Below are 17,805 nucleotides of genomic sequence, written 5' to 3'. Positions count from 1 at the left end.
ATCCCAAATAACCTCCTGCGCCAAGTATTAAATTCCCCGTTCCTAACTTGGGGTTATAAAGTAAATTAACCGGTACTTCTATATAAGAAACCGTAACTTTAAAATCATCACTATAGCCAAAGCCCTCTCCTTTTTGTCTAAATCCTTTGGAGGAATATAAGGCAGCGGGTTGAATGTAAAAATCACCGGCTATAGGAACGTCAACTGTAAGTCCTAAGTGGAAACCTGGAATTGATTCAGTTTCACCCTTATTTCCCTGTTCATCTTTCATATTTGCGTTTGAGAAATTTACACCGGTTCTTATCCCTATTTTCGTTTGTGCATTGGCAATGTTAAAGGCGGTAATCAGGAAAAATAGAAATAGMGGAGCGTATAATTTATTCTTTCTCATAAGTTTGGTTACTTTTTTGTTTTAGAATGGTTATTATTCGAAAAGTCTGGTAACCCAAATGTATTAATTATCCCAATAACGGGAAAATTTAATTTTTTATTATTTCAGATAAGCACATGGCACGTTTACCGGCACATAATCAATCCCATGAGCAGCCTTCAGTAACTTGGATACAACAACTGCGATGGTTCTCTCATCCCTATGCATTTGCGGCAAAAGCCCCATCATAGCATAGCTGATTGGGTTTACTGCAGGAACAAGTGTTTCCCAAGGATAACCTTTACCCCAGATCAACCCTTTTACTGTGTAGTTAAGATCTGCTGATTCCGATAGCAGATAGTCCAATAACGAAGCGGAATGGTTAGAGTTCTGATTTACAGTATGAAAAATAGGGCTTTGTCCTCCAAACCCATGTTCATCAGTTCCTGCTTTCGCATTCACGTCTGCTCCATTCCTCACCAGAACTTCTGCACATGACAGATGATTAAATTCCGCACAGACATGAAGTAGGCTGACATCATGTAAAGGCGTATAAGCACACCGTAAATTAACAGGCCGGTTAAGTGCACCTGGGTCTGTAGTCAAATGTTTCGCTAAAATCTGGGCATCATCTGAGAGGACGGCTAAAAGCGACGGATCATTAAACTCCAGCCCATGATCGATAAATACCTTGACACATGCTTTAAAGCGGTCTGTTCTGGCGTATTCGCTGATGAGTTCATAAATTAAGGGGTGCCCTTTGAAGATATCGTTGGGATGGACCCCATGCTGAAAACATGATCTGATCCCATCCACATCATGGCATTCAATATCACCGATTATTTTCTGCAGGTAGTCCATACCTACTAATTTAAGAAATATCGTTTACTTCTCGGCCCTGAATGTATTCGACACTAATTTTCTAGGACGCTTATTTTTAAACTGCTCTCCACTACCTGCATTACTTTGCCCTTCTTCAGTATGGAATCGGTTAGGTTTAAAAGTTGTTCTTGGTTTCTCTGCCCTATTCTCATCCGCCAGTTTAACACTTATCTTTCTACCTTTCAAAACCATACCGTTTATAGCTGCAATTGCCCTATCGGCTCCAGCCTGATCCACCATTTCTATAAAACCATAGCCTTTATGTTTGTGGGTCACTTTGTCGGTCAATAAATGCACGCTGTGCAACATTCCATGGATGCTGAATATCTCAATCAGTTCAGCTTCCTGTATATCAAGTGGATAACCCACCACAAATAATTTAATCATGAATCTATTTAAAGCTGCAAATTTAAGCTTTAATATTTTACTTATAGCTGTTTTCAGCTATTTTTGATATTATCTTAATAACAGGCAGGCATTCTAGCTACATTAGCTTAATTATCTACGCTACAATGAAAAAATACGGTTACACCTTGTTTTTGATATTTTCCTTTTTCAATGCGCTTTCGCAGATGCCATTAAACGGAACGCATTATGCCGATAGCCTTACCCAGCAGTTAAAAAAAGAGCTACCGAATGCCACAAAGGCAAAAAGTAGTTTTCTACTCTCAGAATTTTACTTAAGAACAGATACAGCAAAAGCTGAGCAGTATTTACAACAAGGATTAGCACACAGCGAAGGAAACAGCTTTATGCAAGCAGTATCTTTATATTATAAAGCTTTGCAAATGATGGCTAAAAATCCAGAACTTGCTAAAAAAATGCTTTTGCAATCAGATGCTTCACTAAAAAAATTCAAAACAAAGGAAGCTMTTCTGGTTAGATCAATGTGCTGGCACAGCTATGCATTTCGCCATCATCTTAGAAACGAAATCAAAGAATCTATAGAAATTATACTGCATAAGGCAATTCCGTTGGCTATACAATCAGGTGATTTGGGTTTCTTAGGAAAAAACTATTTTCTCCTTTCTGCGGGATTCAAAAATCTGGGTCAGCACGCGAAGGAAAAAATCTATTTAACAAAAGCAGTTTCAATACTTAAAAAAGCCAATGCACCACAATATCTGGCTATGATTTATCAATCTATTGGGGAAAATTATATTTCATTAGGTAAGTTAAAAGAGGCCAAATCGAATTTAGACAGCATGATGATCTTGCTTAAGCCGTATCCACAGTCCGAGATGTGGTTAGAATATTATGCCGGTGAAGCTTTACGCCTTAATACTGCTTTGCAATTCGACAGCGCACTCACTGTAGTAGAAAAAGGAATGCTTCTGGCAAAAAGATTCAAAGGCACTTATGCCGAAAAACGTATACTACTACAAAAATTTTATGCTCTTCATAGTAAAGAAGATTTCCCTGAGGCAAAGAATGTAGGACTGGCTTTGGTTAAGGACAAACAATTTATGGCATGGGAAACAAACAAGTTGCAGATTTACTATGGACTGGCGACTAGCTATGAGGGCATGAAAAATAAGCAAAGTGCTTACAAATGGTTAAAACTTTATAGCGGGTTGAGCGACAGTTTGAGTAACAGCAAACTAAAAGAAACTGCAAACCTCCTCGAAGTAAAATATAGAACGGCAGAAAACCAAAAGAAAATTGTGGCGCTTAACGCCGAGAATGAAAAGGCAAAACTTGCCACAAAAAATAGTCGGCTGGTGAATTGGCTACTGGGCCTAGCCAGTATATTTTTACTTATTGTTGCTTTTTTTGGCTGGTTGTTTTACCGCAACAGTAAAAAATTAGCTTTACAAAAAGATCTGAATCACCAACAAGAACTTAAAGATATTGACAGGCAACAGCAAATAAAACTAGTGCAGGTAATGTTGAATGCCAAAGAAGATGAACAAAACAGACTTGCCCGCGATCTACATGATGGGCTGGGCTGTATGCTCGCAATAGCAAAACTAAATCTGACAGATTATATACACGAACAAGGCAACAATAACACCCTAGAGCTGCAAAATATCGTTACGCAATTGGATACTTCCATAGGTGAACTTAGACGTATATCCCACAACATGATGCCTGAAATGCTATTAAAACTGGGCCTTAAGGCACTGCTAAAAGACTTATGTGAATCAGCAGCTTCTGCCGCGCTAAAAGTGGACTTTCAATATCTTGGCATCAACAACAATCTGCTTGCACAAGAGCAAATAAACATTTATCGTATTATACAAGAAGCCATTACTAACGCAACCAAACATGCCCAGGCGCAAAACCTTTTGCTGCAATGTTCGCAAAATGAGGATGTGTTTTTTATAACGGTTGAAGATGACGGAAAGGGCTTTGATGCAACACATTTGGATAAGGTTGAGGGCATAGGTCTTAACAACATCAAAAGCCGGGTTGAATACCTTAAAGGCAAAATTGAGATCCTATCAGAAAGAAATAAAAGAGGCACCTCCATCAATATAGAACTTTATGTCACAGCATAAAAATACCATTGTCATTGTTGATGATCATCCGATAGTCATAGAGGGGTTGATTAGGCTTTTAAGTAAAAAACCGGAATATGAAATTATTGGTGGCTTTACCCGAGGGGAGGAATTTATTTCCTTTTTAAAAATAGCAACAGTAAAAATTGTTTTGCTGGATATCATGCTTCCTGATATAAATGGAATGGATTTGTGCAAAACAATAAAAACCATATCTCCGGATACGGTTGTATTGGCATTTAGCAATTACCAGGAGCGCAGCGTAATTTTGCAAATGTTGGCCAATGGCGCCAGTGGATATTTACTTAAAGAGTCGTCTATTGAAGAAATTGTTATCTGTATCAATGAAGCCTTAAATGGTCAGATTACTTTTAGTAACATCGTTAAAGAAATTATCTCCCGGCCACAGTTAAAAGAATCTCAAGATTTTGCCAAACTTACGGTACGCGAAAAGGAAATTTTAAAACTAATTGCTGATGGCAAAACCACTAATGACATTGCTGAAATGTTATTTTTAAGCAAGTTTACGGTAGAAAACCACAGAAAGAACTTACTACAAAAGCTCAAAGCAAAAAATGTTGCCGATTTAATAAGACATGCTACACTACAAAATCTGATTTAGCTATTATATTGTTTTTGGTATTATCTTTTTCCTGCGCATTTCATCGAACAAATCATAAAACATTTTTTCTGTATCAATAAACTCATGAAAGCCCATTCTTCTTGCCTTTGTGCCATCTGCAAAAAAGTCATAGTCCCAGGAGAACACAAAGTCGCCAAATGCCCATGAGGATAAGTCTTTATAGTTATAATTTAGTCCGTGTTCTTCCTGTAAAGATTTCCAGAGTTCTTCTTTGTCCGCCATAACTGTTTGGAGGGGCATTTGCAAGGGTGCCGCAACTTCCATATTAAAATAAACAGCAATTTTAGGCCAAAGCTCATTCCACCTAAACAAGTCGCCGTTATTGATATTGAATGCCTGATTTGCACATTGTGGGTTTGTAGCTGCCCATACAGTCGCTTTAGCCAGTAGTCCTGCATCTGTCATTTCCATCAATTTATCATAGGCGCCCAATTTTCCGGGAAAACGTAAGGGAATCCCAAGTTTCTTAGAAATAGTAGCAAACACCGCAATTACCATTGCAAGATTCATAGGATTACCTGTTGAGGTTCCACCAACTACTGATGGCCTAATGGCAGACCAAGTCCAACGTTTGTTCACCTGTTGTTTTTCGAGGAAGTTCTGTTGATCTACATTAAATTCGGGAGGCATATGGCCTGCATCACTTTCTTTTGCGGGAGTTTTAAAGGGGCCTAGATGGGCACCATAAACTTTGTACCCTTGCATCAGACTTACATGTTCCAAATTGGCTGCCACCGGTTCAATTGCCGTCAATACGTTTACCAACATAGCCAGGTTGGGTTCAACCAGTTCTGCCCAACTCGCCCTATCCTGATAGGCTGCATAAAATATGTGAGTAACATCAGATAATGAACTAAGTTGTGCAATACACGATGCAGGATCTAGCAAATCAACAGCTATATATCGGATTTTCTTGGTGCTTGTCCCCCCCCTTCTGGACAAACCAATAATGTCCCAGGTTCCTAATTCCTCCAGGTAATTTATTAGATTGGTTCCAATTATTCCATTGGCTCCAACTACTAGTGCTGTTTTTTTATCCGCTTTCATGTTAAGTTATATTTTATTTAAGTTTAATCAACTGCTAGTCAAAATTCGGTTTATTAGGCTGGAGAAAATGGTATAATTCTGGCATAATATTGTATATTTCCGACATGAAACGTTACAGGCAATTTGAACCTTTACTGATTTCTGATTTTGAAGTTTCCAGTTGGCGACATCCAGAGCATAATCATAATCATTACGAAATAATCTATATTAAAAAGGGATCAGGAACGCATGTGATTAATCAGGTAACTATCCCCTACAAGGATGGCGATATCTTTTTACTTGGTCCAGAAGAATCCCATTATTTTGAAATCGACATACTCAGTCATTTCGTCTATTTAAAGTTTACAGATTTATATCTCCACCAGGATGTAAGTAATACTAATAATTACGTACAGAACCTGGAATACCTAATAAAAAGCAGAGAAACACATCTGGCAGGCTTTAAATTGTCGGACAATGACCGACATACAGTAGCTCGTCTATTTGATATGCTGATCACATTAAAAAGCGAACCACTTCATAACGAAGAGTTAATCTGGATGCAGATTCTCGCATTATCACATATTTTAAAAAGGAATATGCCAGAATTAAAACCCTTTGAAAATCGTAGTAAAGATATGCAAGCTATTTTTTGTTATATACATAAATACATCTATTCGCCCGATCAGCTTAGGGCTCCCATTATGGCTGGACACTTTAATATAACAGCAGACTATATGGGACCATATTTCAAAAGGAATACCGGTACCACCTTACGGGAGTATGTTCAGAATTACCGAAAAACACTGATCAAGCAAAGAATGGCAAGTGGAAAGTACAGCTTAAAGCAAATTGCAGCCGAATTCGGATTAACAGATGAAAGCCATGTTAGTAAAATTATAAATGTTTTGTAAGTTCCATATTTAGTTAATCCTGATATATTATTTCAGTTGCACTTCCATTTGAATATTGCATCGCTCATAAGGTGTTACTCGACCTACTACTTTCTTAAAACCTAGCTTATGATACAGATTGATAGCAGGTTTCAATACAGTGTTACTTTCCAGATAAACCTTAGAGGCACCCAATTCCTTTGCAGCGTCAATAACTGTTTGACCAAGCAACCAGCCAATACTTTTTCCCTGGATCTTAGGTGAAACAGCCATTTTTGCCAGTTCAAAATCATAATCCGGATCGTTCATTTTGATCAGTGCACAAACACCCACAGGTTCATTTTCGTATAGAGCCACAAATATCTTTCCGCCCTTTTCCAAAATGTATTCTTTAGGATTATCTAAAGCCTTATAATCTGCCTCTTCCATTTGGAAATATGTGGACAAGTTGTACCTTGCTTCTAGAATAACGCTTTCAACTGCAGCATCTACATCTACACATTGCACTTTTATCTTAGCTGCAAGCACTATCCCTTTGGTGGTTAATGCGACAACATTTCTGCGTTTATCAGACGATTCCCGATTTTCCTGAATCAGTCCGGCAACAGTCATTTCCTGTATGATCTTACTAACTGAAGGTTGGGAATGTCCTATCTCAGTAGCAATTTCGGTTATGGTTTTTTCTCCCTCTTCTGAAAGAACAAAAAACACGGGGAACCACTTTGGAGAAAACTCTATATTATATAATTCATAAATCTGCGCTGCGTCTTCAGTTACTTTTGAAGTCAGTAATCTTAGCCGACTGCCCAGAGCCATTTTTCCGGTTTTCTCAAATAGTTTCATGCATATAATCAATTACATAATCAGTTATGCAAATGTAAGTAATATAAACTATGTCACAAATATTTTTTAAATGGGCGTGTGATTAACTGTTAAAAAATTCACCAAAGTGCCAGAGAATTCCAGAGGGATCATGCAGAAAACATTCTTTGCCCCAGTGATCAACCCGTATCGGAACGAGTTTTGCATCCTTATATTTAGTAGTAAGGTCAAGAGCCAAAAGCTCCTGCCAATATTTGTCAACATCTTCAACCTCTAAAAAAATCATAGTATTATCTACCCAATCCTTTACATAGGCGTTTTGAAGGTAAAACGCTATATGCTCTGTTTTAAAAACAGACATATCAGGTGTAAGAAYTGTTTCATCAAAACCAAGGTCTCTGTAGAAACTCCTTGAAAGTTCAAAATCTTTGGCCCCGATAAATGGCCTGATGGATATTGCTTTATGTTTCATTGATTTAGCTGTTGATTTGGATAGTAAACTTAATAAATAATTTTAGAACCTATACAATCTAAAACAATTGCGCTAAGGCGTTAATGTTTTTCATTTTGAAATTTAGATCCATCTCAAAATATTTCTTTTCTTTACCTACATTAGTCGCTTTTATACGAATGATATCCAATCGTTTTGTATATTTTTCCAGTAATGGAAATTGTCGCAATCCATTGAGCTGATTAAAATCCATTTCGAGGTAGAAAAAGTATGGAGATTTTTCACTTACCGTAGTCACCTTAATATTCTTATCTGTACTAAGCGTAAAAAATCCAGTATCGCTTTTACCATACAAAGTATACAAGGGGAACACCTGTTTACTGATTACACCAACAGTATCAAGCAATCCTTCCCTAATCAGATAATTTAATAAAGATTTAGATTGAGCTCTGGAAGTGCCTATTATCCTTGGTACCTTCAAAATACGGGTACTTCGAACCTCTTCCTTCTCAAAATCATCATTATACTCATAAGTTATCACAGTATCAATCTGATTAACTATCCCTGCAAATTCAACGTCAAGATAGCCCTGATAATATTTCAATAAGCTATCGGGATAAATTCTGTGGCCTTTAAGTTGAATTTCTGAGTAAGATTTACCATTCAAAAGGTGGGCATTAAGCCACATTTTTATTGAGGCATGCTTATCAAATACCCTATGAGTAAATACCTTCCCTTGAACATCAAGATCATTAAAATTAAAATAGCCATTCAAATAAATTACCCCATCCTTAAATTCTCCTGTTCCTATATACTCTTTAAAAGCATAAGCCAAATGTGTATTTGCATGTTTTAAGCTCGCAATTTTCTGATCTTTATCAGATAATAGGTTTTTCTTATCTAGCAGATCGGTAAGGATATCTATTACATTTTCATTTTTGAGTGTATACGCAACAGCAACTGTTTTTAAATTAAAAGCTACAGTAAGTTTTCCATCTTTTGAAGTTGCCAATGTAATGCCATGACCTGCGTTTTTAAACGTATTTACACCGAGCCTTTGCTTAATAAACTGTTTCAGTACGGCGACATCTGCTATAGGCAAAGAACAGAAATAGGTTTGGCAAGATTTGGAACCAACAGTATAAATAAAAACATTCCCTGGAATGGCTAAACCAGTTTTAAGTTCATCATCAGTTTTTCCCCTATAATAAGATGGGTTATAAAGATAATCCAAAACCATTGTTTTATAGATCTTATCTACATCTATCTTAACAATAAAAGAGGCCTCAGCATGAATAACCTCCTGGTAGGATTTATATTCCCGGAATTTGAAATACCCATAAGCAGACGCCAGTATTAAAACAACTCCCGTTAGTATCAGTGTTACACCACCTCTAAGTAATTTATTTTTGCGCGTCTTCAACAAGTGAGAATAAGTACTTTAAAGCATTTTGTTGATTGGAAGGAATATCTATGTTAATTTCACCAGAATATACATTACCCTTAACCGGATTCGATTTCAAATAAATGTCGCCCATTGAATTCAATACATTATTAAGTTTTTCAAGTTTTTTTGTGCTGGCAAACTCTTCAACAGGAATCTTTCCGAATAGCTTTTTAGCGCTGAAATAGCCTGCATAATTGGTATTCATTAATGCTTTCCTGTGCTTGCGCGAGACATTGGCAACATATCTGTTTCCAGCAATATCCTCCATATCTTTTTTATTGGTACCAAAGAAAATGATTCCTTCTTTAATCATAAAATAAAGCGCCAGTGGGCTTTTAGGAACCGACAGTTCGTAATATCCTGAGCTGTTTTTAACCAGCTCTTTTTTTACACCATAAGCAATAAGTTTGTCAATCAAACGAGTGTCCTCACTGGACATCATAAATAAAAAGTCAGGCAATGTCTCTTTCTTCGTCTTTGTTACTTCTTTGCTTTCAAAGTTTTCTTCATTATAATCCATTGATTTATAACTGACTTCCTTTTGCGACAAGCCATTAAAAAGGAACAGTCCATCTCCCTTTACTACTTTACTTATCGCCTCTTCATCAAGCAAAAGAGAAAACAGATCAGCTGCCATTCCTATTTCATCAGCGTATACTGAACCATAAATTTTTGACATCAGTTTAGGATATTGCTCAAGATAGGCCTTAGTATCCATAGCATAGGCCAGATAACCAATCGCTTTATCTTCATTTATGTATTTTAAGAACCGTTTGTTCAGTTTCCTTTTAAGTACTTTCTTAAAAACCCCCGCAATTTCATCACTAAAGGCCATGCTTGTACTAATTCTAATCGATTTATCTTCAAGAAAAAGCTTAGCATTAGCACTTCCATAGCCATTTAAGAAGCTCATACCTTTTAAATAGGTTGATGGCATATAGGTATTAAAAAGCTTATCAGCTCCAGCAATCCAAATTGTTGCCTCAGCTTGTTCATCTATACTTTTTACGAAATCTTTATTATTTAATATCGATGTTGTATTTGGGCCGGTAAAGAAATCATCAACCATAAGTTGTACCCAACCGGCAACAACAGTTTTCTTTTTCTGTTCATCCTTAAAAAAAGTATTACCATAATCATATCCAATGGTATCTGCCATAACTTCTTCTAATGAATCAACAGCMATCGTGCTATCAACAGCAATCTCATCCTGTACCGGCACCGCTATCGACAATGAGTCTGCAGCTTGTCCAACAGAAGTAGCTTGAGATAACTTGAAGCGTTCAACAACCTCTGGTCTTGCAAAATAACTACTTTTACCCGAGCCTATAACAAACAGCAGGAACTTGTCGTTCCAATGAGCCACTTCTGTAGAGTCGGAATTATAATAGGATTTAATCCCGTTTTTAACTGTAAACTTTTGATTTGCCTGAACATATAGAGCTTCCAATTGTTCGGCATTTTTAACAGGTGCCAGGAAACAGTTATAGGATACACTGTCGTTGCTCAGATTATAGTAATATAATGATGAAGATAAATCAAACCCCAGGTTTTCAACACTATTAACCACTTTATCCGTTCCTTTTGAGAGCTTTGATAAAATTTCTTTTCCGATAAAAGTGTTATTAAATTCTTTTAAAGACATCAGATCGGTAAAATTCTTTCCTTTAATTGTGGCCACAGCAAGGGCATCAGAAGGTATTTTATTTACCAGGTCTTGAGCAGAGGATGACAAGGTTATACTTGCAAAAACTAATGCAACCAGGCATTTGTAAAGAGAGTTCATAGATAGAGTGATTATTTAGATAGTGTAATTCTATTCGATATATCAGTTTTACCGTTGATTAAACCTAATATACCTGTATTGATCATTATAGCTTTTTTTGATTTAGAGATCTTTGCCAGTGGATTGTTACTGCTGGTTATTAATTGTTCAAATCTGTATATACTAGTATATGAGGCATCTTTAAATACATTTTTCACTTCAGGTTTAAGCTTATTGTATTCTAATACGGCAGCCTTTGTATACTGATAACTGCGCTGAAAAGTCTGGGTTTTCGATTCATAAGCATAAGAAGCATTACTAAGCCCCTTTATCTTTAACTTCTTTAACACATTTTGATTTACAGTATTGATATTGGCAACATCCTTAAATGCAAAAGAGATACTCACTATGAAATTATCGAAATCAATCTTCTTTTGGACATTTGTAATGCCATCGGATTTTTTCAGGTAACTAACAATTTCATCGATTTCTTTTTGAATAGTTTGTTTGGAAGGCACTTTATATCCCTGGATACTATCCATAAGCATAAGAGATGCCACCTTGGCTTTACTCGCACTCAGATTGAGGGTTAAATTTACTGTCCCCAACCCTGTTTTATTGACATTAATTTCCTCAATAACCTGGAAGCAAGACGAAAAAAAAAGTACGAATACTATTAAAAAAAGATATCTATACGTTGTAACGAGCATTATTTAGGATGTTTTGCAAAGATAGACTGTAAAGATATCATTTTTAGAAACAGAATGAACTAATGATCTATGCCGTACATTGATTAGATTTACTAATGAACTCACTTTTACGCTCCAGCAAAGTCCTCCATATAATCATTAAAAAAGCCAGAATTCCAAAGGCCATACCCACCCAAGGGCTTTGAGAAACCCCGACAGAGGCGATGAACCAACCACTTACAACAGTACCCGCCGTTACGCCAAGATTTCCAAATGAGATAGCCAAGCTATTAGCAAACTCAGGAGCATGAGGGGCAGCAGAAGTCATGTAGGCAAACCCACTCAGAAAACAAGGAGCATATAGAAAACCCCATAACGCGATCACCGACACAGTAGACCAGGTATTGGCACCCGAATAAAACAACATCACAGGAATCAATACCGTTCCACTTAGAAACAAAGCAATAGTAGCCGGAATATTTTTACTCATCATTTTCCCCGCCAGCCAATTAGATACTATCCCTGTAATACCAAAGAGGAACATCATATAACTAATAGTTTGAGTATCCATCTCTTTAACCTTACCCAAATAATCAGCAAAATAACTGTAAGTAGAAAACCATGCAGCAATCATAAAAAAGTTCATTGCAGAGCTGATCAAAAAACGACTATTGGTTAGCACCTTTAATTGTGTTCCGTACGATTTCTTTTCCTGCGGATGCATAGGAGGCAAAACTTTGTAAATACCTACTAAAGCAATTGCAGTTACTACCGCTTGTACCCCAAAAGATGCCTGCCAATTGAAAACACTTGCCATATAAGTAGCAAACGGAACGGTAGTCACCATTGCTATTGCAATACCACCTACAACAATCCCCGCTAACCGGTATTCTTGCGATTTACCCACATTTGCCACAGCTGCTGCAATAGCATTCGAAATAAATACAGGCTGCAAAAATGCAGGCAACATCCTCACAATAATCAGCAACCAAAAAGGTGGAGCAAAAGAAGATACTATCCCGGTAAGCAAAAACATCGCAATACTGATCATCATGATTTTTTTCCGGTCGAAGCCAGAAGTAAACAAGGTCATAAAAGGACCTGTTAATGCAATTACAAGGGCAAATGCACTAAGTAACAACCCTGCTTTATCGATGGAAATATGGTAGTGGTCTGCAATCTGAGGCAAAATACCAATAACCCCAAATTCGGTTGTAATAATTCCAATTAACCCCAAACATCCTACAAATGCAATTTTCTTCATTATTGATTTTATTTTCGGTCAAAAATAAATCTTAACTAATAGATTTGCCTTCTTTACAACCCAATGTAGGGAACTAACAAAAATGTAAGCCATGGCATTAAGGAAAGAAAATTCAACCAATAGCATTAATTACAAAATCATCAGCGATTGTTCCGATCTTGTATATGCTATAGCAATATTTGGAGGTCGATGGAAAGTACTTATCCTGCGAGAACTTGAGGGAGGAAAGATGCGATTTACTGAACTTAAAAATGCAATGCCAAAAATTACCGAACGGATTTTAAGCTTACAACTAAAAGAATTGGAATATCATGGACTCATATCCAGGACACTCCATTCCTCCGTTCCACCCAGAGTAGAATACGAATTAACCGAAATAGGCATTGAACTTATTCCAATATGGGAAACTTTGAGCAGTTGGGGCTCAAAACACAGAAAGTTAAATCAACTAACCTAGTTTCCATTCAGGTCTTTCAAAGTGGCAGGTGTATCCGTATGGCTGCTTTTGCAAGTAATTTTGGTGTTCTTCTTCAGCATTCCAAAAATCGGCGACAGGAACTACTTCCGTTATAATTGGCCCGGGCCATTTACCAGAAGCTTCCATATCTGCGATTAAAGCCTTTGCGGTTTCCCTTTGTGTTTCATCCATAAAAAAAATGGCTGACCGATAAGAGGTTCCTATGTCGTTTCCCTGTCTGTTCCGTGTTGTTGGATCATGGATCTGGAAGAAGTATTCAAGGAGCGAACGATAGGATAAAAGTGCTGGATCAAATATGATTTCAATGGCTTCAGCATGTGTTCCATGATTCCGGTAAGTTGCGTTGGGAACATCCCCTCCAGTGTATCCAACCACCGTTGAAATAACACCTGGCTGGTGCCTTATAAGTTCTTCTACCCCCCAAAAACAACCGCCCGCCAGAATGGCTTTTTCTGTATTCATATAGCTTTTCTTTTTAATTGAATAAAGGTACGATGCTAATGCACTATTTGTATAATAGAAATCCCATTTTCATCAAAAACCTCCAGTACCGACGAACTGATTCCTACTAGCGCCATACTCTTTACCAATTCCTGACCAATATCCTCGCTGCAAACAACTCGGAGAATCTTATCACAATCGTCGAGATCAACAGACCATTCTAAGATATTAGAAAAAGTATAAATAACCTCGAAAACATGCCGTAAATCAATTGGCGTATCAATTACAGGGGATAGAATAATAACGTATCTGGACATTGGAACTAACTGATTGAGATGACAAATATATAAAATAATTTGCAAACAAACCAATCGTTCGGTATCTTTGAGGAATGGAAAATCCATATAAAAGAAAGAAAGATCCGGAAGCCAGTAAACAATTGATTCTTCATATAGCAGCCGAAATAGGTGCCACAGCCGGCTGGCATCAGGTCACTTTCCAAGCGATTTCCGATCAAACCGGATTGAGTAAGGGTGGCATTATCCATCATTTTCGTAATAAAGAAGAGCTACTGGAAGAATTGGTACACCAAAGCCTTGTTGAACTGACCGAGTGGACCATTGAAGAAAAAAGAGCCTCAGGAAATGACATCGCCCCCCTTGCCTTTCTTCGCTTCGTTATCAAAAAAAGCAGTGATCTACATTATAGGAGAACTATGAAAGTCATTTTGCAAGCGGCACTTATTAATGAGCACTATAAAAAAATGTGGGAAGAATGGTTTACCAATCATATTGGGGGTGGATCAGTAGCAGATCTGGATATCAACAGCCTGATCATTATCCTTGTTGCAGATGGACTTTGGTACGCTGATAACCTTGGACTTTAGACTGGAGAACCGAGAATTTATCAAATGTGAATTTGTAAACTGTGATTTCTCCAAGAGTGATTTAAGCCATAATGATTTTATGGATTGTCATTTTAAACAATGCAATTTCTCACTTACTGTGGTTACAGGTACCGGATTTAAGGATGTTACTTTTACCGGCTGTAAAATACTGGGAATTGATTTTTCTAAATGCAATAAGTTTCTATTTTCTTTTAATTTTGAGCGGAGCCATCTGGATTATTCAACTTTTTATGGCACAAAACTTAAGAAAACAAACTTCACGGAATGTTCACTTAAAGAAACTGATTTTGAAGAATGCGATTTAACCTCAAGCGTATTCCATAACTGTGATCTTTCAGGCGCAACATTTGTCAAATCCGTTCTAGAGAAAACAGACTTCCGTACGGCAAAGAACTTTAGCCTTGATCCGGCTATCAATAAAGTAAAACAGGCGAAATTTTCCGCATTGAATCTTTCTGGCCTGCTTTACCAATACAACCTAGATATTGATTATCATGGTGAATAATATGCGTCAAATTATTTAATGGCAACAGTATGGTTAAGCTTGTTGTAACCTGTTAAAGCTTCCCATACATCTTTATTCGCCAAGCGGATGCTGTACTCGGGCCTATCAGCAATACTTGCATACTCATCTGGCAGGTGAAGCAACATTTCATATTCACCTGTTGCAAATTCGGAAGGTATTTTTATACTTTCCTCTACCTTAAAACTTCCCGAATACCATCTCCTTACATCGGTAGCAAGAGCAAAGGAGTTCAAGTCGCCATTTGCCTTATTCCGTAGCACCAGTTTTATTGTTCTTTTATTGTAAGGCGATGCATACCCAACGTTTTTAACATTGAGTACTACATTTAAGCTTGTGCCTTTCACAGCATTATCAGGTAAAACTGCAGATTGCAAGACAAAGCGATAGCCCAGGTTTTTTTTAATATTATCCATACAACCTCCAGTTTGCCAGTCATTATTTACTGCAGTATTATAATGAGCATTCAGATAGCTAAAGTGCATGGCTGCAAGTTCTTCCTGGGTTTTACCGGCTGGCTCACAATCGTTAAGACTATAGTCATCCGAACAGGTTTCTCCACCAACAACAACATATCGGCTGTCGGCCTTCGTATAATCCCTTAAAGTATTTAAAACCATACCGTCTGATGCTCTTGGTGTACTGCTATTTCCATAATCCTCATAGGTCCCAAAGTCATTAGCACTGGCAAGGAAACAATCATTATGAAAACCGATACGAGATTCATCTGACATCGTGAATGCCATAAGCTCAGCAAGTGGTGCTGAAGAAAGTGCTGAGTTTACGCCGAACAAAAAGCGTTGCTTAAATTGTGGGTAGCGAACCTGAACCATTCTATCGGCTGGCACCGCAGCAAGTAAGGCCTTCAATACCTCTACCCTGTCTCGCCAGTTCTGATCTGTTAGTTTACTCTCCTGTCCACCATTCATAGAGGCATCACCAAAGAAATCAGTATAATAATTCTCTCCCCAGGTACCAATAAATCCAAGCTGTATACAAGCTATCACATCTGCATTCTCTGTAAGTACAGGTTTAAGCTGTGCAATATGGCTCAAAACAACAGACTTAGCGGCATCTCCATAAGTTGGGCAAATAAATCCTTCCGGACAGTTACCCGGACGCGCAGTAGCAGTATACACAAAACGCGGAATCAGTTTCACTCCTGCTGCTCTTGCAGCAGCCATATCTTTTTTAATATTATTCAGAAACGATTCTGAGATGCTAGTGGTGGTTACATTGTCTAGAATATAATACCTGAAAACGAGCGTGCTATATATTTTGTAATTTGCTGTAGAAACATCCTGTAAGGAGCGATAAGTTATAAGTGTTTCTACATCAAGTACGGTATAGCTACTTGCAGCGGTTTCTGAGTAACGGTAAAATCCCCGTTCAGGATTAGGAAAATCTTCGGTACTTTCTGAGTAAGTTACATTCACCTTCTCTACCTTAACCAAACTTTCGTTTTCCTCTTTACAGGAACTAAAAAACAGAAGGATAACAGTAGAAAAAATTAAAACGCTAAGGGTCAATTTTATATTCATGATGATTTTCTTCTAAATGAATTTGTTTAAAGCTTGAAAAAGATATTACGCTTGTACAGCCAGTAACAAAGTGCCCATTCAACCAGAAGCGTACTTAAAGCGGTCACTACAGCACTAACATCGGTCGGTAATCCAAACAACATTGCTAAAATATCTCCTGTAAAAATTCCGACTACACCATTCAGCCATTGCACACCAATAGTTTCGAAAAATATATAGATAAATATGGCATTCATTCCCATTACAGCGCATATCCACACGTATTTTGTACATTGCTTTACGTCAACTAACCAGTACACCGCAGCCAGCATAATTAACACCCAACCACCTGATGCAAACACAAAAGAGCTAGTGCTTATTCTTTTTATAATTGGGGTAACCTGTAAAGCATCTAGCCCGAATCCAATCATTAGAGCAAGCAAGCCAAACCCGATCAGCACCTTTATTTTATAAGATGCTGATCGCGCTGAAATTAAAAGTTTTCCTGCAAGCACACCCCAAATTGTATGCGCTGTAGTCGGTATTGCATTTATGGCCACCCAACCATCTGGATTGATCTTACCCATGAGTAGTGTATCTGCATACGATCCAAAATTATGACCTTCTACAAATGGCTGATCAAAACCTGGCATCAGTATCAAACGGTACATTGTTTCCGTAAGCAGCAGTAATGCCACGGAACTGATGATTTGCCAGTTGTACGATCTGCCAATCATCAGGTAGGCAAGCAAAGTGGTAAAAGCCAATTGAGTAAGCACATTCCAAAGTTCCCAGACTGGCTTCCCTGCATACACACAGTGAAGTCCAACACCAAAAAGGAAAAGCTTAAAACTCCTGATTACGATATGACTCCAATTCTTTTCCCAGGTACTCCCCTTCTCCAATTTGCGGCTATAGGAGATATACATGGCCGCTCCTGCCATAAACATAAATGCCGGTTGTACCAAATCCCAAAATCGCAATCCATGCCATGGATGATGAAAAAACTGCTCAATAAGAATTGCCGCGGGCTGTACCGGATTAAGACCTTTGAGGGCTCCATATAGATGGCAACTCTCTGCACAAAGCAAAAACATGATTAATCCTCTCATCACATCAAGAGATACCACACGTCCGGCAACAAATTGAGTTGCTGTATTTTTAGCCATAAGAAATTATTTTA

The 17,805-nt window shown here is 37.7% G+C and carries 20 protein-coding genes; 6 read left to right on the top strand and 14 right to left on the bottom strand.

Annotated elements, in window-relative coordinates; genetic code table 11:
• The 3 genes from AC1DG9_RS10240 to AC1DG9_RS10230 all read right to left on the bottom strand — a co-directional run.
• Positions 1 to 391, bottom strand: a 391-nt coding sequence (locus AC1DG9_RS10240) for an outer membrane beta-barrel protein (RefSeq protein WP_477634585.1), incomplete at its 3' end; no start/stop codon positions are given.
• 99 nt (positions 392 to 490) lie between these two features.
• Complete coding sequence (locus tag AC1DG9_RS10235; RefSeq protein WP_172659683.1) at positions 491 to 1,231, bottom strand: transient-receptor-potential channel family protein; 741 nt, start codon at positions 1,229 to 1,231, stop codon at positions 491 to 493.
• A 24-nt stretch (positions 1,232 to 1,255) separates the two neighbouring features.
• Positions 1,256 to 1,639 (bottom strand): RNA recognition motif domain-containing protein, encoded by a 384-nt coding sequence (locus tag AC1DG9_RS10230; RefSeq protein ID WP_172659682.1) that lies wholly within the window; start codon positions 1,637 to 1,639, stop codon positions 1,256 to 1,258.
• 125 nt (positions 1,640 to 1,764) lie between these two features.
• Here AC1DG9_RS10230 and AC1DG9_RS10225 point away from each other — a divergent pair, with 125 nt between their 5' ends.
• Together AC1DG9_RS10225 and AC1DG9_RS10220 are read left to right on the top strand one after the other, a co-directional pair.
• Complete coding sequence (locus AC1DG9_RS10225; protein ID WP_477634584.1) at positions 1,765 to 3,753, top strand: sensor histidine kinase; 1,989 nt, start codon at positions 1,765 to 1,767, stop codon at positions 3,751 to 3,753.
• Positions 3,740 to 4,375: a response regulator gene (locus AC1DG9_RS10220; RefSeq protein ID WP_288878789.1), complete on the top strand. Its 636-nt coding sequence runs from the start codon at positions 3,740 to 3,742 to the stop codon at positions 4,373 to 4,375. Before AC1DG9_RS10225 ends, AC1DG9_RS10220 begins: the two co-directional genes overlap by 14 nt.
• A 3-nt stretch (positions 4,376 to 4,378) precedes the next feature.
• Here the strand turns inward: AC1DG9_RS10220 and AC1DG9_RS10215 are convergent, their stop codons facing one another.
• Positions 4,379 to 5,443, bottom strand: a complete 1,065-nt coding sequence (locus AC1DG9_RS10215; RefSeq protein ID WP_288878788.1) for an SDR family oxidoreductase — start codon at positions 5,441 to 5,443, stop codon at positions 4,379 to 4,381.
• Positions 5,444 to 5,547: 104 nt separating this feature from the next.
• On the opposite strand from AC1DG9_RS10215, the gene AC1DG9_RS10210 reads away from it, so the two are divergent.
• Positions 5,548 to 6,336, top strand: coding sequence for an AraC family transcriptional regulator (locus tag AC1DG9_RS10210; RefSeq protein ID WP_172659678.1), 789 nt, complete (start codon positions 5,548 to 5,550; stop codon positions 6,334 to 6,336).
• A gap of 27 nt (positions 6,337 to 6,363) precedes the next feature.
• Here the strand turns inward: AC1DG9_RS10210 and AC1DG9_RS10205 are convergent, their stop codons facing one another.
• From AC1DG9_RS10205 to AC1DG9_RS10180, 6 genes are all read right to left on the bottom strand, one after another.
• Positions 6,364 to 7,158, bottom strand: a complete 795-nt coding sequence (locus AC1DG9_RS10205; RefSeq protein ID WP_477634583.1) for a bifunctional helix-turn-helix transcriptional regulator/GNAT family N-acetyltransferase — start codon at positions 7,156 to 7,158, stop codon at positions 6,364 to 6,366.
• Between the two features lie 82 nt (positions 7,159 to 7,240).
• Positions 7,241 to 7,609, bottom strand: coding sequence for a VOC family protein (locus AC1DG9_RS10200; protein WP_477634582.1), 369 nt, complete (start codon positions 7,607 to 7,609; stop codon positions 7,241 to 7,243).
• 58 nt (positions 7,610 to 7,667) lie between these two features.
• Positions 7,668 to 9,011: a hypothetical protein gene (locus tag AC1DG9_RS10195; protein ID WP_337716521.1), complete on the bottom strand. Its 1,344-nt coding sequence runs from the start codon at positions 9,009 to 9,011 to the stop codon at positions 7,668 to 7,670.
• The gene (locus AC1DG9_RS10190) at positions 8,992 to 10,821 is read right to left on the bottom strand and encodes a hypothetical protein (RefSeq protein WP_477634581.1); all 1,830 of its coding nucleotides are present in this window, start codon (positions 10,819 to 10,821) and stop codon (positions 8,992 to 8,994) included. The genes AC1DG9_RS10195 and AC1DG9_RS10190 overlap by 20 nt, the downstream gene beginning before the upstream one ends.
• An 11-nt stretch (positions 10,822 to 10,832) precedes the next feature.
• On the bottom strand, positions 10,833 to 11,342 hold the full coding sequence (locus tag AC1DG9_RS10185; RefSeq protein WP_288878784.1) for a hypothetical protein: 510 nt from the start codon (positions 11,340 to 11,342) through the stop codon (positions 10,833 to 10,835).
• Positions 11,343 to 11,577: 235 nt separating this feature from the next.
• A complete protein-coding gene (locus AC1DG9_RS10180) occupies positions 11,578 to 12,753 on the bottom strand; it encodes an MFS transporter (protein ID WP_337716518.1) in 1,176 nt (391 codons plus the stop codon).
• Between the two features lie 91 nt (positions 12,754 to 12,844).
• On the opposite strand from AC1DG9_RS10180, the gene AC1DG9_RS10175 reads away from it, so the two are divergent.
• On the top strand, positions 12,845 to 13,210 hold the full coding sequence (locus tag AC1DG9_RS10175) for a winged helix-turn-helix transcriptional regulator (RefSeq protein ID WP_172659671.1): 366 nt from the start codon (positions 12,845 to 12,847) through the stop codon (positions 13,208 to 13,210).
• Here AC1DG9_RS10175 and msrA read toward each other — a convergent pair.
• Entirely contained in the window at positions 13,202 to 13,693 is a 492-nt protein-coding gene (gene msrA / locus AC1DG9_RS10170) for a peptide-methionine (S)-S-oxide reductase MsrA (RefSeq protein WP_172659670.1), read from the bottom strand. The two genes, AC1DG9_RS10175 and msrA, sit on opposite strands and share 9 nt — an antisense overlap.
• Before the next feature lie 35 nt (positions 13,694 to 13,728).
• Positions 13,729 to 13,989: a hypothetical protein gene (locus tag AC1DG9_RS10165; protein WP_172659669.1), complete on the bottom strand. Its 261-nt coding sequence runs from the start codon at positions 13,987 to 13,989 to the stop codon at positions 13,729 to 13,731.
• A gap of 74 nt (positions 13,990 to 14,063) precedes the next feature.
• Between AC1DG9_RS10165 and AC1DG9_RS10160 the strand changes: the two genes are divergently transcribed.
• Both AC1DG9_RS10160 and AC1DG9_RS10155 read left to right on the top strand, forming a co-directional pair.
• Positions 14,064 to 14,558, top strand: a complete 495-nt coding sequence (locus AC1DG9_RS10160) for a TetR/AcrR family transcriptional regulator (protein ID WP_477634580.1) — start codon at positions 14,064 to 14,066, stop codon at positions 14,556 to 14,558.
• Positions 14,524 to 15,084: a pentapeptide repeat-containing protein gene (locus AC1DG9_RS10155; RefSeq protein ID WP_477634579.1), complete on the top strand. Its 561-nt coding sequence runs from the start codon at positions 14,524 to 14,526 to the stop codon at positions 15,082 to 15,084. Before AC1DG9_RS10160 ends, AC1DG9_RS10155 begins: the two co-directional genes overlap by 35 nt.
• A gap of 11 nt (positions 15,085 to 15,095) precedes the next feature.
• Here the strand turns inward: AC1DG9_RS10155 and AC1DG9_RS10150 are convergent, their stop codons facing one another.
• Both AC1DG9_RS10150 and AC1DG9_RS10145 read right to left on the bottom strand, forming a co-directional pair.
• Positions 15,096 to 16,643, bottom strand: coding sequence for a DUF4832 domain-containing protein (locus AC1DG9_RS10150; RefSeq protein ID WP_172659666.1), 1,548 nt, complete (start codon positions 16,641 to 16,643; stop codon positions 15,096 to 15,098).
• 26 nt (positions 16,644 to 16,669) lie between these two features.
• Entirely contained in the window at positions 16,670 to 17,791 is a 1,122-nt protein-coding gene (locus AC1DG9_RS10145) for an acyltransferase family protein (RefSeq protein WP_337716516.1), read from the bottom strand.
• Positions 17,792 to 17,805 lie beyond the last annotated feature (14 nt).

This window comes from Pedobacter sp. 05L430 (assembly GCF_056397585.1).
The sequence above is the reverse complement of the archived record's forward strand: the minus strand, read 5'-3'. Positions and strand labels throughout refer to the sequence as shown.

Excerpts from the sequence above, each read along its gene's own strand:
- AC1DG9_RS10205 (WP_477634583.1), bottom strand. The coding sequence starts at position 7,158 with ATGAAACTATTTGAGAAAACCGGAAAAATGGCTCTGGGCAGTCGGCTA.
- AC1DG9_RS10155 (WP_477634579.1), top strand. The coding sequence starts at position 14,524 with ATGGACTTTGGTACGCTGATAACCTTGGACTTTAGACTGGAGAACCGA.
- AC1DG9_RS10150 (WP_172659666.1), bottom strand. The coding sequence starts at position 16,643 with ATGAATATAAAATTGACCCTTAGCGTTTTAATTTTTTCTACTGTTATC.
- AC1DG9_RS10210 (WP_172659678.1), top strand. The coding sequence starts at position 5,548 with ATGAAACGTTACAGGCAATTTGAACCTTTACTGATTTCTGATTTTGAA.
- AC1DG9_RS10220 (WP_288878789.1), top strand. The coding sequence starts at position 3,740 with ATGTCACAGCATAAAAATACCATTGTCATTGTTGATGATCATCCGATA.
- AC1DG9_RS10185 (WP_288878784.1), bottom strand. The coding sequence starts at position 11,342 with ATGGATAGTATCCAGGGATATAAAGTGCCTTCCAAACAAACTATTCAA.
- AC1DG9_RS10165 (WP_172659669.1), bottom strand. The coding sequence starts at position 13,989 with ATGTCCAGATACGTTATTATTCTATCCCCTGTAATTGATACGCCAATT.
- AC1DG9_RS10180 (WP_337716518.1), bottom strand. The coding sequence starts at position 12,753 with ATGAAGAAAATTGCATTTGTAGGATGTTTGGGGTTAATTGGAATTATT.
- AC1DG9_RS10175 (WP_172659671.1), top strand. The coding sequence starts at position 12,845 with ATGGCATTAAGGAAAGAAAATTCAACCAATAGCATTAATTACAAAATC.
- AC1DG9_RS10145 (WP_337716516.1), bottom strand. The coding sequence starts at position 17,791 with ATGGCTAAAAATACAGCAACTCAATTTGTTGCCGGACGTGTGGTATCT.
- AC1DG9_RS10235 (WP_172659683.1), bottom strand. The coding sequence starts at position 1,231 with ATGGACTACCTGCAGAAAATAATCGGTGATATTGAATGCCATGATGTG.
- AC1DG9_RS10230 (WP_172659682.1), bottom strand. The coding sequence starts at position 1,639 with ATGATTAAATTATTTGTGGTGGGTTATCCACTTGATATACAGGAAGCT.
- AC1DG9_RS10215 (WP_288878788.1), bottom strand. The coding sequence starts at position 5,443 with ATGAAAGCGGATAAAAAAACAGCACTAGTAGTTGGAGCCAATGGAATA.
- msrA (WP_172659670.1), bottom strand. The coding sequence starts at position 13,693 with ATGAATACAGAAAAAGCCATTCTGGCGGGCGGTTGTTTTTGGGGGGTA.
- AC1DG9_RS10160 (WP_477634580.1), top strand. The coding sequence starts at position 14,064 with ATGGAAAATCCATATAAAAGAAAGAAAGATCCGGAAGCCAGTAAACAA.